Annotated in this window: 12 protein-coding genes; 4 read left to right on the top strand and 8 right to left on the bottom strand. The window is 61.2% G+C overall.

Going from position 1 to position 13718, the window contains the following annotated elements:
* Window positions 1–105: 105 nt before the first annotated feature.
* Window positions 106–1731 carry an ATP-binding response regulator gene (locus V3W27_RS05790; protein WP_183780404.1) on the top strand — a complete coding sequence of 542 codons (1626 nt, stop codon included), beginning with the start codon at window positions 106–108 and terminating at the stop codon, window positions 1729–1731.
* A gap of 1 nt (window position 1732) precedes the next feature.
* On the opposite strand, the gene yecR is transcribed toward V3W27_RS05790, so the two are convergent.
* The 5 genes from yecR to V3W27_RS05765 all read right to left on the bottom strand — a co-directional run bounded on the left by yecR (window position 1733) and on the right by V3W27_RS05765 (window position 6338).
* Window positions 1733–2041, bottom strand: a complete 309-nt coding sequence (yecR, locus tag V3W27_RS05785) for a YecR family lipoprotein (protein WP_330206152.1) — start codon at window positions 2039–2041, stop codon at window positions 1733–1735.
* A gap of 33 nt (window positions 2042–2074) precedes the next feature.
* Window positions 2075–2389 carry a hypothetical protein gene (locus V3W27_RS05780; protein WP_183780400.1) on the bottom strand — a complete coding sequence of 105 codons (315 nt, stop codon included), beginning with the start codon at window positions 2387–2389 and terminating at the stop codon, window positions 2075–2077.
* Between the two features lie 184 nt (window positions 2390–2573).
* Entirely contained in the window at window positions 2574–3260 is a 687-nt protein-coding gene (locus tag V3W27_RS05775; protein ID WP_330206151.1) for a phage infection protein, read from the bottom strand.
* 532 nt (window positions 3261–3792) lie between these two features.
* Window positions 3793–4965: a cystathionine gamma-synthase gene (locus tag V3W27_RS05770; protein ID WP_041062583.1), complete on the bottom strand. Its 1173-nt coding sequence runs from the start codon at window positions 4963–4965 to the stop codon at window positions 3793–3795.
* Complete coding sequence (locus V3W27_RS05765) at window positions 4962–6338, bottom strand: pyridoxal-phosphate dependent enzyme (protein WP_330206150.1); 1377 nt, start codon at window positions 6336–6338, stop codon at window positions 4962–4964. Before V3W27_RS05765 ends, V3W27_RS05770 begins: the two co-directional genes overlap by 4 nt.
* A gap of 392 nt (window positions 6339–6730) precedes the next feature.
* Between V3W27_RS05765 and metE the strand changes: the two genes are divergently transcribed.
* Entirely contained in the window at window positions 6731–9019 is a 2289-nt protein-coding gene (metE, locus tag V3W27_RS05760; protein ID WP_330206263.1) for a 5-methyltetrahydropteroyltriglutamate--homocysteine S-methyltransferase, read from the top strand.
* Window positions 9020–9349: 330 nt separating this feature from the next.
* Here the strand turns inward: metE and V3W27_RS05755 are convergent, their stop codons facing one another.
* Entirely contained in the window at window positions 9350–10285 is a 936-nt protein-coding gene (locus V3W27_RS05755) for a Ppx/GppA family phosphatase (protein ID WP_247841926.1), read from the bottom strand.
* Window positions 10286–10582: 297 nt separating this feature from the next.
* Here V3W27_RS05755 and V3W27_RS05750 point away from each other — a divergent pair, with 297 nt between their 5' ends.
* Together V3W27_RS05750 and map are read left to right on the top strand one after the other, a co-directional pair.
* Entirely contained in the window at window positions 10583–10810 is a 228-nt protein-coding gene (locus V3W27_RS05750; RefSeq protein WP_025111624.1) for a ParD-like family protein, read from the top strand.
* Window positions 10807–11598 (top strand): type I methionyl aminopeptidase, encoded by a 792-nt coding sequence (gene map / locus V3W27_RS05745; RefSeq protein WP_330206149.1) that lies wholly within the window; start codon window positions 10807–10809, stop codon window positions 11596–11598. Before V3W27_RS05750 ends, map begins: the two co-directional genes overlap by 4 nt.
* 133 nt (window positions 11599–11731) lie before the next feature.
* Here the strand turns inward: map and V3W27_RS05740 are convergent, their stop codons facing one another.
* On the bottom strand, window positions 11732–12886 hold the full coding sequence (locus V3W27_RS05740) for an ABC transporter ATP-binding protein (protein ID WP_330206148.1): 1155 nt from the start codon (window positions 12884–12886) through the stop codon (window positions 11732–11734).
* Between the two features lie 17 nt (window positions 12887–12903).
* Window positions 12904–13713: an ABC transporter permease gene (locus V3W27_RS05735; RefSeq protein ID WP_330206147.1), complete on the bottom strand. Its 810-nt coding sequence runs from the start codon at window positions 13711–13713 to the stop codon at window positions 12904–12906.
* Window positions 13714–13718: the final 5 nt, after the last annotated feature.

Raw genomic sequence — 13718 nt, 5'->3', positions numbered from 1 at the left:
CCTCCCTGGATCAGCGTGGTTTACGGCATGCACCTTAGCACCGCGTACGCAGATTGCCTGCCGGCCGCTGCTGAATCTGACGACTGTCGCACAAGGACGTTGCCCATGAAGTTCGAGAAAAACACCGAGCTGGATCAGGCCAATCTGCGGATCATCATCGCCAGCATTGCCATGGTTTACATCTGCGTGCTCGGTGTATTGCCGGGTCAGCGCTTCGATGTCTATCTGCCGGTGGTGGTCTACATCACGCTGTTTCTGCTGGCGTCGATTGTCCTGCGCCAGGCCATCGCGCGCTGGCCGGGGCATTACCCGGCGCGACGAATATTCGCGATGATCCACGATTACACCGGCACCTGTTTCGGCCTGGTGCTCGGCGGTGAAGCGGCGTTGCCGCTGTACGCGGTGATCATCTGGGTCAACCTGGGCAACGGCATGCGCTACGGCTCGCGCTATCTGGCGATTGCCACCGGGTTGGCGCTGCTGGCGTTGCTGGCGGTCTATCGGTTGACGCCGGTGTGGCAGGCGCAGCCGTACATGGTGCTGATGTTGATGCTCACCAGCACCGTGATTCCGTTCTACGCGCACTTGCTGCTGGAGCGCACGCGCAAGGCCTCCGAAGAGGCGGTCGCGGCCAATCTGGAAAAGTCGCGGTTTCTCGCCCAGGCCAGCCATGATCTGCGCCAACCGATTCACTCCATCGGTCTGTTCACGGCGTGCCTGCGTGAATCGCGTCTGGGCGAGCAGGAGCGGCAACTGGTCGACAACATCGACCGTTCGTTGCTCAACGTCTCGCAGTTGTTCCGTTCGATTCTTGACCTCTACACCCTCGACAACGGGCGCATTCTGCCGAGGCTGCAGGTGTTCAATCTCGGCGAGTGGCTGGCCGACCTGATCCGCCAGAACGCCGAGGCGGCACGCTGGGCCGGTGTGGAATTGCGCCTGCGTCCGTGCCAGCACTGGGTGCAGAGCGATCCGGCGTTGCTCGCGACCATGGTGCAGAACGTGCTTTCCAATTGCTTCAAATACGGCGCGCAACGCCCGGTACTGATCGGCGTGCGCAAGCGTGGCAACGGGCTGGCCATCGTGATTTATGACCGTGGCAACGGCATTGCCGAGGAGCATCTGCCGAAGGTCTTCGAGGAGTTTTATCGAGTGCGTCAGGTGCGTGACAAGGACGTGGAAGGCGTCGGCCTCGGGCTGTCGATCGTCAAGCGTCTGGGGCAGTTGATCGGCGTCGATGTGGCCTTGCGCTCGCAGCTTGGGCGCGGCACAGCGGTCTCCCTGTATGGCTTGCCGGTGGCCGTGGCGCCGCAGTTGCCGGTCATGCGTGACGATGTGCGGCAGGCCGGCCTGTTGACCGGGCTGAAGGTGTGTCTGGTGGAGGATGATCGCAACGTCTTGCTGGCGACCTCGGCGCTGCTCGAGCGCTGGGGCTGCGTGGTGCAAGGCGAATTGAGCGGGCAGGGGCTGGTCACCGATTGCGACATCATCGTCGCCGATTACGATCTGGGTCCACATTCCACGGGCATCGAGTGCATTGACGAGGTGCGGCGCCAGCGTGGTTTTGCGGTGCCGGCGATGATCATCACCGGGCATGACATCGAGAAAATACAGGCGGCCTTGCACGACCGCCAAATTGCCATCCTGTCCAAACCGGTACGCCCGGCCGAGCTACGCGCGACCTTGCGCAGCCTGCGCGACCGGCAAACCGAGCCGGCCGAGCAGGTTTGACTCAACGCTTGCAGAGGTAGTCCTGAGTGATGGTGGTTTGCAGGCAGTTGAACTGGCCCATGGTGCGGCAGATGTTCTTCTCGGAACCTGTCACCTCGGCATTCTTGTAGCCCCAGGTCTTGCAGCGCTCCATCGCCACAGTCAGGCCTTGCGCGGCGTTGGTCTGGCCGCTTTCAAACTGACCCAATTCGTAGGAGACCTGGACCACGCCGTCGTTCTTGCTGCCACCGGTGGCTTCCCATTGTTTGGGCGTGGCGCAGCCTGTCAGAGCGAAGGCGGTGAGAGTGAGAGTTGCGATCAGGATTTTCATGATGGAACGTAGTCCTTTACCGGGGATGAAGGTTTACTGGAACGGAATCGGCGAGGCGCCTTTGGGCAGGCACGACAGCGGCGGGGTCATGATGCCCATGCTCGCCACCGCGATAATCGCGCCGCTGGGCAACTCGCAGTTGTACTCGCCGGCGGAGGTGTACGCGGTGTAGTAGGTGAGGGTGCTGTCGCTGCGGATGTTGTCGATTTTCGACACCGGCTTGCCGATGACCGTCTGGGCGCGCTCTTTCATGCTGGCTTCGGTGGGTTTGGCGGTCTGGCAGCCGCTGGCGCCAAGCAACAAAGCGCTGACGATCGCCACTTTGCACAGATTGGAATGCAGTTTCATGGTGTTTCTTCCTTGGTGTTGTTCTGATTTCCAGGCACGACGATCCCGCGCACTGCACAGCGGCAATGTTGGGGAGCATCGGGGGTTGCGAGGGAATATAACGCCGGGTGGCGGGGCGGTCGATTAGCACAAATGTGCTAGTGCGGCGGAGGGAGAGGCGACCCAATGGGTCGCCTCGCGCCGATTACTGAGGGGAGTTGAACTGGTCGGAATAGCTGCCGGTCATCAGCGCCGAAGCGACGCGATCAGAACCGACGCCGACGCGTGAGTAGGCATAGCGATTGGCGCCGACCTTGTCGGTGCCGTCGGAAGCCAGTGCGCCTGCGCCGACATGATCAGAGCCATCGGAGGCGACTGCACCAGCCCCGACATGATCAGAACCGTCCGAGGCGACTGCACCAGCCCCGACGTGATCGGAACCATCCGAGGCGACTGCACCAGCGCCGACGTGATCGGAACCGTCCGAGGCGACTGCGCCAGCCCCGACATGATCCGAACCGTCCGAGGCGACTGCTCCAGCGCCGACATGATCGGAACCGTCCGAGGCGACTGCACCAGCCCCGACATGATCGGAACCGTCCGAGGCGACTGCGCCAGCGCCGACATGATCGGAACCGTCCGAGGCGACAGCACCAGCGCCGACGTGATCGGAACCATCGGAAGCCACTGCGCCAGCGCCGACATGATCGGAACCGTCCGAGGCGACTGCGCCAGCCCCGACGTGGTCGGAACCATCGGACGCCACTGCGCCAGCGCTGACATGATCCGAACCATCAGAGGCCACCGCCTGCGGCTGCGCAGCCCAAACCGTTGGCAACATCACGGTCGCCGCGACCGCAAGAATGGCGCCTGACAAAAGCGTGTGTTTCATGATTTTCTCCACGACCCATCAGCCACACAGCATTCGTTGGCCCGGGGTTGACCAGGTTGGCAATTGGCACGGGCGCGCTCGATGGGCGCACGGGTGTCGACGTTTTTGCATGAAACCGCGTTAGCGAACTGAAAAGTATAGATCGGCAAAATGCAGGCGCAGGTGCGACGGCATGCAAGCGATAGTCGGTTAACTTCCTTGCACAGGGGCGCTAGAAGAAAATCAGTCTAAAAACACTGCCCGGGACGCGATGGCTTTTGCTAGCCTCAAAGGTGTAGGCGAAGACGCAGACTGATGCGCAAGCGGATAGCAAGGGGACGTGGGGCGCGTTCCGAAGGGTACACGGTTAGAAAGATCTCCGCGCTGAGATCCAGCCCTTATGCCGTGTGAGGCAGCAAAGCACCGCTCTTTTTCCATGGTTGCTTTTGTACTGTGAGAGGCCCGATAAACCTTGTAAGCCAGAGACCAGCACTGGCCGCCTACTCGAACACCAAAAGCCCGCATTGCTGCGGGCTTTGTCGTTGTTGCAGGGTCAGATTTTGGTCAGCGCGTACGCCAGATCGGCGCGCAGGTCTTCGAGATCTTCGACCCCCACCGACAGACGCACCAAACCATCGCCGATGCCCAGTTTGGCGCGGGTTTCAGCTGGAATGGTGGCGTGGGTCATGATCGCCGGATGCTCGATCAGGCTTTCAACACCGCCCAGGCTCTCGGCCAGGGCAAAGATCTTCACGTTTTCCAGAAAGCGCCGTGCACCCTCCAGATCACTGTTCAGATCCACCGAGATCATCCCGCCAAAACCATGCATCTGCCGTTTGGCCAACTCATGCTGCGGGTGCGACGGCAGGCCCGGGTAGTAGACGCGTTTGACCTGCGGTTGCTGCTCCAGCCACTTGGCCAGTTCCAGCGCGTTGCTGCAGTGACGTTCCATGCGCAGCGCCAGGGTTTTCACCCCGCGCAGGGTCAGGAACGCATCGAACGGCCCGGAAATCGCGCCGACGGCGTTTTGCAGGAAGCCGAGTTTGTCCGCGAGTTCGGCATTCTGCCCAACCACCGCGATACCACCGATCACGTCGGAGTGACCGTTCAGGTACTTGGTGGTCGAGTGCAGCACGATGTCGAAACCCAGCTCCAGCGGGCGCTGAATGTACGGGCTGGCGAAGGTGTTGTCGGCAACGCTGATGATCCCGCGTGCGCGGCAGATGCGCGCAATCGCGGCCAGATCCGACAGGCTCAGCAGCGGGTTGGTCGGCGACTCGACAATCACCAGACGGGTGTCGTCCTGCAGCGCCGCTTCGAACGCCGCCAGGTCAGTCAGATCGACGTAGCTGAAGCGATGCCCGGCGCTGCGCTGGCGCACCTTGTCAAACAGACGGAATGTGCCGCCGTACAGGTCATTGCCGGAGATCACGTGCGAACCGGCATCGATCAGTTCGAGCACGGTGGAAATGGTCGCCAGCCCGGAAGCGAACGCGAACGCGCGGGTGCCACCTTCCAGATCCGCCACGCAACGCTCCAGGGCAAAACGCGTCGGGTTGTGCGAGCGCCCGTAGTCGAAGCCCTTGTGCACGCCGGGGCTGTCTTGCAGGTACGTCGAGTTGGCGTAGATCGGCGGCATCAGCGCGCCGGTGGTCGGGTCAGGCGTCTGCCCGGCATGGATCACCCGGGTCGCGAAGCCTTGGGATTTATCGTCGTGCTGACTCATGCGAGGGATCTCCGTAATTGGTTGAGCATGTCGGTGCGGGTAATCAGGCCGTGGAAGCCCGAAGCATCGGCGATGATCGCGACGAGGCCGCGACTGAGCACCGCTTCCAGCTCGGCGAGGTTGGCACCGGGGGCGAGGGTTTGCAGTTTGTCGGTCATCACGCTGGACACCGATTGACTGAAGCGCGCAGCGTCTTCGTGCACGGGCAGCAGGATGTCCGACTCGTCGATCACCCCGACCAGTTGTTTGCCTTCCACCAGCACCGGCAGCTGCGAAACATCCGCCAGACGCATGCGCTGGAACGCGGTCAGCAGGGTGTCATCGGGACCGACGCTGATCACGCGGCCGTCTTCGAAGCGCCGGGCGATCAGATCGCGCAGGTCGCCATAGCGTTTGCGCTGCAACAGGCCTTGATCGGTCATCCACTGGTCGTTGTAGACCTTCGACAGATAGCGTGTGCCGGTGTCGCAGACGAAGCTGACCACGCGTTTCGGCTCGGTCTGTTCGCGGCAATAACGCAGCGCGGCGGCGAGCAGGGTGCCGGTTGACGAGCCACCGAGAATGCCTTCGGCGCGCAGCAACTGGCGGGCGTGGTCGAAGCTTTCTTCGTCGCTGATCGAGTACGCGTGGCGCACGCTGCTGAGGTCGGTGATCGACGGAATAAAGTCTTCGCCGATGCCTTCCACCGCCCACGAACCGGGCGTCGGCATGGTGCCGTCGCGGCTGTACTGAGCCATCACCGAACCCACCGGGTCGGCGAGGACCATTTGCAGATCCGGCTGTACCCGTTTGAAGAAGCGGCTCAGCCCGGTCAGGGTGCCGGCGGAACCGACGCCGACCACGATCGCGTCCAGATCATGCTCGGTCTGCGCCCAGATCTCCGGCGCGGTGCTGCACTCGTGTGCCAGCGGGTTGGCGGGGTTGTTGAACTGGTCGGCGAAAAACGCGCCGGGAATGTCTTTGGCCAGGCGTGCGGCCACGTCCTGGTAATACTCGGGGTGGCCCTTGCCGACATCGGAGCGGGTGATGTGCACTTCGGCGCCCATGGCTTTCAAGTGCAGGACTTTCTCGGTGGACATCTTGTCCGGGACTACCAGCACCACGCGGTAGCCTTTGGCCCGGCCAACCAGCGCCAGACCCAGACCGGTGTTGCCGGCGGTGGCCTCGACGATGGTGCCACCCGGTTGCAGGCGCCCGTCGCGTTCAGCGGCATCAATCATCGCCAGACCGATGCGATCCTTGATCGAGCCGCCGGGGTTTTGTGATTCCAGTTTGAGAAACAGTGTGCAGAGGCCGGTATCGAAGCGGGTAACCTGTACCAGCGGCGTATTGCCGATCAGCCCAAGTACGGCAGGGCGTGAATCCTTTGACATTTCTTCACCTCTTGTAGTGGTGTTGATCGCGTTCCATTCGCGGGGAAAAGCTCGCGTGCAACATAGGCGCAGACATGATCTGTCGCAACCTTTAGTCAGCCGCTGCGCCAGCCATTTCGATCTAACCATAGAACAGAATCGCAGCCTGCAAGCGCCCGGTTTCAGAGGGTTTACATCAAGGCGCCATCGAGTATTGAAAGGGCGTCGTGAGCTTCGCCTGCGGCTTGATCTGCGGATGAATATCCTGCAGGGCAAACCGTGTTTTCAGCGGAAAAACAGCTCACATCTGATCATGAGAGAAACTTGTGATCATCAAGATTAAAATGAGTTTGTCTCACTAGCGCTTGATCTCGACAATGGCCGCCATCAACAAGACATTGGAGTTGTTTGTCATGGCACTGGCCCATTCCCTCGGATTTCCGCGCATTGGTCGCGACCGCGAACTGAAAAAAGCGCAAGAGGCGTTCTGGAAAGGAGAACTGAACGAGGCCGGCCTGCGTGAAGTGGGTCGTGAACTGCGCAAGGCCCACTGGGACCTGCAGAAAAACGCCGGCATCGAGCTGCTGCCGGTAGGCGATTTCGCCTGGTACGACCAGGTGCTGACCCACTCGCTGATGTTCGGCGTGATTCCCGAGCGCTTCCGACCGCACGACGGCAAAGCCACGCTGCAAACCTTGTTCGGCATGGCCCGTGGCGTCAGCGACAGTTGCTGCGGCGGTGCCCATGCGCAGGAAATGACCAAGTGGTTCGACACCAACTACCACTATCTGGTCCCGGAATTCAGCGTTGATCAACAGTTCCAGCTCGGTTGGGAACAGTTGTTCGAAGAAGTCGAAGAGGCCCGTGCCCTCGGTCATAACGTCAAACCGGTGATCATCGGTCCACTGACTTATCTGTGGCTGGGCAAGGCCAAAGGCGCCGAGTTCGACAAGCTGGAATTGCTTGATCGTTTGCTGCCGCTGTATGGGCAGATCTTCGCGCGGCTGGCCGCCCTTGGTGTGGAATGGGTGCAGATCGACGAGCCGATTCTGGTGCTCGACCTGCCGCAGGAATGGAAGAACGCTTTCGAGCGTGCGTACAACCAGATCCAGCGTGATCCGCTGAAGAAACTGCTCGCCACTTACTTCGGTGGTCTGGAAGAGAACCTCGGTCTGGCCGCCAATCTGCCGGTCGACGGTTTGCACATCGATCTGGTGCGCGCAGCGGAACAGTACCCGACCATCCTTGATCGCCTGCCGGCCTACAAAGTGCTGTCGCTGGGTGTGGTCAACGGCCGCAACGTCTGGCGCTGCGATCTGGAACATGCGCTGGCGACTTTGCAGCATGCACATGAGCGCCTGGGTGATCGCCTGTGGGTCGCGCCATCGTGCTCGTTGCTGCACAGCCCAGTGGATTTGGGCCGCGAAGACCAGCTCGATGCCGAGCTGAAAAGTTGGCTGGCGTTTGCCGTGCAGAAGTGCGAGGAAGTCGCCGTGCTGGCGCAGGCGGTCAACGAGCCGGAGGCGCCGAAAGTGCTGCGCGCCTTGGCCCAAAGCCGCTCGGTACAGACCAGCCGCGCCGCCTCGCCTCGTATTCACAAACCGGTAGTGCAGGCCCGTGTGGCGGCCATTACCGCGCAGGACAGCCAGCGCCAATCGCCGTTTACCCAGCGCATCGCCAAGCAGCGCGCCGGCCTCGATCTGCCACTGTTTCCGACCACGACTATCGGTTCGTTCCCGCAAACCGCGTCGATCCGTCTGGCGCGGCAGTCGTTCAAGCAGGGCAAGCTAAGCGAAGCCGAATACACCGAAGCCATGTACAGCGAGATCCGCCACGCCGTGCAAATCCAGGAACAGTTGGGCCTCGACGTACTGGTGCACGGAGAAGCCGAGCGCAACGACATGGTCGAGTACTTCGCCGAGCAACTCGACGGCTACGTATTCACCCGTTTCGGCTGGGTGCAGAGCTATGGTTCGCGCTGCGTGAAACCGGCGGTGATCTTCGGTGATCTGAGCCGCCCGCAAGCCATGACCGTGGACTGGATTCGCTACGCTCAGGGCCTGACCGACAAGGTCATGAAAGGCATGCTGACGGGACCTGTGACCATGCTGATGTGGTCGTTCCCCCGCGAAGACGTGTCCCGTGAAGTGCAGGCACGGCAACTGGCGCTGGCGATTCGTGACGAAGTGGTGGATCTGGAAGCCGCCGGGATCAAGATCGTGCAGATCGACGAAGCCGCATTCCGCGAAGGTCTGCCGCTGCGCCGCGCGCAATGGCAGCACTATCTGGACTGGGCAACCGAAGCGTTCCGCCTGTGTGCCTCCGGTGTACGCGACGAAACGCAGATCCATACGCACATGTGCTACAGCGAGTTCAATGATGTGATCGAGTCCATCGCCGCCATGGATGCTGACGTGATCACCATCGAAACTTCGCGTTCGGACATGGAGTTGCTCGACGCTTTCGAAGCCTTCGACTACCCGAACGAGATCGGCCCCGGCGTCTACGACATCCACTCGCCACGGGTGCCGGATGCTTCGGAGATGGCCAACCTGCTGCGCAAGGCGGCTCAGCGAGTTCCGGCCGAGCGGTTGTGGGTCAACCCGGATTGCGGTCTGAAAACCCGTGGCTGGCCGGAGACAGAAGCGGCGTTGGTGCACATGGTTACCGCTGCCCGCCAGTTGCGCAAAGAACTGGCCTGAGGAGACAACCACCAAACCCTGTGGGAGCGGGCTTGCTCGCGAAAGCGGAGTGTCAGCTAAATAATTTTCGACTGACACTCCGCCTTCGCGAGCAAGCCCGCTCCCACAATGGGTTAAGTGATCGGTCAGTGCCGGCTCATCAAACCATGCAGCACACCGAGGCGCAAACCCGGTTCCGACGGCGCCATCTGCGAAATCCCGAGTTGCGCAAAGAACGCCGTCCTTGTGGGAGCGGGCTTGCTCGCGAAAGCGGAGTGTCAGTTAAATAATTTTCGACTGACACTCCGCCTTCGCGAGCAAGCCCGCTCCCACAATGGGTTCAGTGATCGGTCAGTGACGGCTCATCAAACCGTGCAACACACCGAGGCGCAGCCCCGGTTCCGACGGCACCATCTGCGAAATGCCAAACACCTTGAACGCCGCCAGCATCAGCACCAATCCGCCGGGCAAAATGCTCTGGCGATGCGGCTGCAAACCTGCCAGCTTCAATTGCTGAACGTTCTTCACCTTCAGCAGCAACAGCGACAGGCGCAACAGTCCGCCATAGGTAATCCCGTCCTGGCCGAAGTCATTGAGCCGATTAGCCTTGAGCACCTTCGCCAGCATCCGCGCCGTGCCCGACGAGCCAATGGTCTGCTGCCAGCCCTGTGCGCGATAGCGGCGGGCGACTTTTTCGAATTGCAGGATCGCCACGCGTTCGGCTTCTTGCAGTGCGCCGGGAGCAATGCGCCCGTCGGGGAAATAGCGTGCGCCCAGGCTACCGCTGCCAATGGCGATGCTTTCGGTGAGCAGCGGTTGCGACCCCTGGCCGAGAATCAGCTCGGTAGAACCACCGCCAATGTCGACCACCAGCCGCATGTCCTCCGCCCCCGGCAGGGAATGAGCGACGCCGGCATACACCAGTTGCGCCTCTTCATGGCCCGAAATGACGTCGATGCGAAAACCCAGATGGCGTTCGGCACTGTGCAGAAACAACTGCGCATTGTCGGCCTCGCGTACTGCGCTGGTCGCCACGGCCCGCACCTTGCCGGCCTCGAAGCCGCGCAGTTTCTTGCCGAACCGCGCCAGCGCCTGCCAGCCCCGATCCAGCGCCATTTCGTCCAGTGCACCGCCGTCGAAGCCTTCGGCCAGCCGCACCGGTTCACGCAGGGTTTTGACTTCCTGAATCATGAAGCCTTTTCGACTGCGAACCGACTGGCCGATCATCAGGCGAAACGCATTCGAGCCCAGGTCGATGGCGGCAAACAGCGAGGCGTCTTCTTTCATGGGAATCCCTGCAAAGCATCCGTCGAAGGCTCAAGACGGTTTGCGAGGATTCTGCGGTGCGCTTGATGACATCCTGATGACGGGGCAGGGGCGGTTCAGTGAATTGTTGGTTGTCATGACACTGTCATTATCCGGCGACTATCCTGACCCCAATACATCGCGTGTTCTTAAAGTTTTTGCTGCCTCTTTGGGCAGCTTTTTTTTGCCCGCGATTTGGCAAGCCGTGCGCAAGGTTTGCAATCGTGGGCGTCCCTTGGCTAATATACGATCCATATACACTTCGTATCGGATTCGGATATGGGCATTGTAAAGATTTCAGAAGACATGCACGAGAACCTGCGCATCTCCAGCACCGCCCTCAGCCGCTCGATCAACGCGCAGGCCGAGCACTGGATGCGCATCGGCATGCTCGCCGAGCTGCACCCCAACCTCGACCACAGCGCCATTTGCCGCTTGTTGATCCGCGCCGAACAGAACGGCGGGCTGGATCTGCATCAACTGACTCAGGAAGCCGTCAGCGCATGAGAAATCAGATCAAGATCAACACCCCTGCGGAAATCGCGAAGTCGCGTGCGGCGGGCAAACTCGCCGCCGACGTGCTGGCGATGCTGGTACCGCATGTGAAAGCCGGGGTGACTACCGATGAGCTGGATCGGTTGTGCAACGATTACATCGTCAACGTGCAGAAAGCCATTCCGGCCAACGTCGGTTATCACGGTTTCCCGAAAACCGTCTGCGCCTCGGTCAACGATGTGGTGTGCCACGGCATCCCGTCGGGCACGCCGCTGAAGGATGGCGACATCGTCAACCTCGACATCGCGGTAATCAAGGATGGCTGGTTCGGCGACACCAGCCGCATGTACGTGGTCGGCGAGGCGACGCCTGAGGCGCAGCACCTGATCAAAACCACCTACGACGCCATGTGCGCGGGCATTCGCATGGTGCGTCCGGGCGCGACACTGGGCGACATCGGTCATGCGATCCAGAGCCTGGCGGAGAGCGAAGGTTTCAGCGTGGTGCGCGAGTACTGCGGGCATGGCATTGGCAAGGTGTATCACGATGAACCGCAGATCCTGCATTACGGTTTTCCCAATCAGGGCATGAAGCTCAAGGCGGGGATGATCTTCACCGTCGAGCCGATGCTCAATGCCGGCAAGCGCCATGTGAAGAACATGCCGGACGGCTGGACGGTGCTGACCAAGGATGGCTCGCTGTCGGCACAGTGGGAGCATATGGTCGCGGTGACCGAAACCGGTTTCGAAATCCTCACCGCCTGGCCGGACGAAATTGAAGGTTTCACTCCGATCGCCTGAACACCACCAGACCCCTGTGGGAGCAGGCTTGCTCGCGAATGCGTTGTGTCATTCAACATAAACAGTGACTGACACACCGCCTTCGCGAGCAAGCCCGCTCCCACAGGGGGGATTTGCGGTGCTGCCGAGATCCTCAGTGAGAACCGGCGGCTTTGTTGAGGTCGCTGTCGGTCCATTCGGTGTAGACGCAGGCGTCCGCCGTCGCCCAGCGCACTCGCACCGGGTCGCCAGCCTTGAGCGGCATGCCCGCCGCCGACAGCGCTTTAACCGTCATCGAAGTACCGCCCGACGTCACCACGCTGCACGTCTGGCTTTCGCCAAGAAACAACACTTCCAGCACTTGCGCCGACACCTCATTCCAACCCGCCGCCAACGGCTCTTCGCTCGCCTGTTGCACGCTCAGCGCCACCGCCTTTTCCGGACGCACCATCAGCAGTACATCCTGATCGGTATGCAAGCCTGCGGTCAGGCGAATCGACAATGACTGTCCTTCAAACGAAGCCGCCGCATTGCCCTGGGCCTTGAGCTTGAGGAAGTTCGAGTTGCCGAGGAACGACGCGACAAACGCATTCGGCGGATTCTGATACAGGTCATAACCGCTGCCCAGACCAACAATCTTGCCGTGACTGAAAATCGCGATGCGCTGCGACAGGCGCATGGCTTCTTCCTGATCGTGGGTCACGTAGACGATGGTGATGCCCAGGCGCCGATGCAGCTGGCGCAGTTCATCCTGCAAGTCTTCACGCAGTTTTTTATCCAGCGCGCCGAGCGGTTCGTCCATCAGCAGAATACGTGGCTCGTAGACCAGCGCCCGGGCGATGGCGACCCGCTGCTGCTGGCCGCCAGAGAGTTGCGAAGGGCGGCGATGGGCGAATTGTTCGAGCTGCACCAGTTTCAACATCGCATCGACACGCTTGTCACGTTCGGCGGCGGCGAGTTTGCGAATCGCCAGCGGGAAGGCGATGTTGTCGCGCACCGACAGATGCGGGAACAGCGAATAACGCTGGAACACCATGCCAATGTCGCGCTTGTGCGGCGGCACGTTGACCAGCGACTGACCGTTGACCAGGATCTCGCCGCTGCTCGGGGTTTCGAACCCGGCGAGCATCGACAGCGTGGTGCTTTTGCCCGAGCCGCTGGAGCCGAGGAAGGTCAGGAACTCGCCGTCCTTGATGTCCAGCGAGATGTTGTCGACGGCGGCAAAGTCGCCGTAGTGCTTGTTCAGATTGCGCAGGCTGACCAGGGGTTTGTCGTTCTGCTGGGATGCGTCTTTGATCACGGCACTCATGTCGTACTCCTGGGCGCTCAGGCGCTGATTTCGTTGCGCCGGCGCAGCGCGGCGGCGATCACCATGACCAATACCGACAGGCCGATCAGCAGCGTCGAAGCGACGGCGATCACCGGGGTCAGGTCCTGGCGCAAAGTGGTCCACATTTTCACGGGAAGGGTTTGCAGGGTCGGGCTGGCCATCATCACGCTGAGCACCACTTCGTCCCACGAAACCAGAAAGGCGAAGAGGGCGCCGGCGACCATGCCCGGACGGATCGCCGGGAACGTCACCTTGAACACCGCTTGCAGGCGTGAGGCGCCGCAGATCACCGCCGCGTCTTCAATCGACTGATCGAACAGCTTCAGCGAGTTGATGATCGAGATGATGGTGAACGGCAGCGCGACGATCACATGGCTGACCACAAAGGCGAACAGAGTCCCGGTGTAACCGAGCTTGAGAAACAGCGCGTACACCGCCACGGCGATGATCACCAGCGGCACAATCATCGGCAGGGTGAACAGGCCGTAGAGCATTTCCCGACCGGGGAAGCGCCCGCGCACCAGAGCGAAGGCAGTCGGCAAACCAAGGGCCACGGCGCAAATCGTGGTCAGCACGGCAACCTTGAGGCTGGCCGCCGCAGCGTTCATCCAGTCGGCGTTGGAGAAGAACTGGCCGTACCATTTCAGCGTCCAGCCCGGCGGTGGGAACACCAGCCACTGCGACGAACCGAACGACAGCAGGACGATGAACACGATCGGCAACAGCAGGAACAAACCGATCAGTCCGGTGATTGCATACAAGCCGAAACGCATCCGCCGGCTCATGGCATTGGGAGTCAGGAGCATCTCGG

The sequence above is a fragment of the Pseudomonas sp. AM14(2022) genome (genome assembly GCF_036346455.1).
Lineage (GTDB): Bacteria > Pseudomonadota > Gammaproteobacteria > Pseudomonadales > Pseudomonadaceae > Aquipseudomonas > Aquipseudomonas putida_A.
Note: the sequence above shows the minus strand (reverse complement) of the source record. Positions and strands in the feature narration are given on the sequence as shown.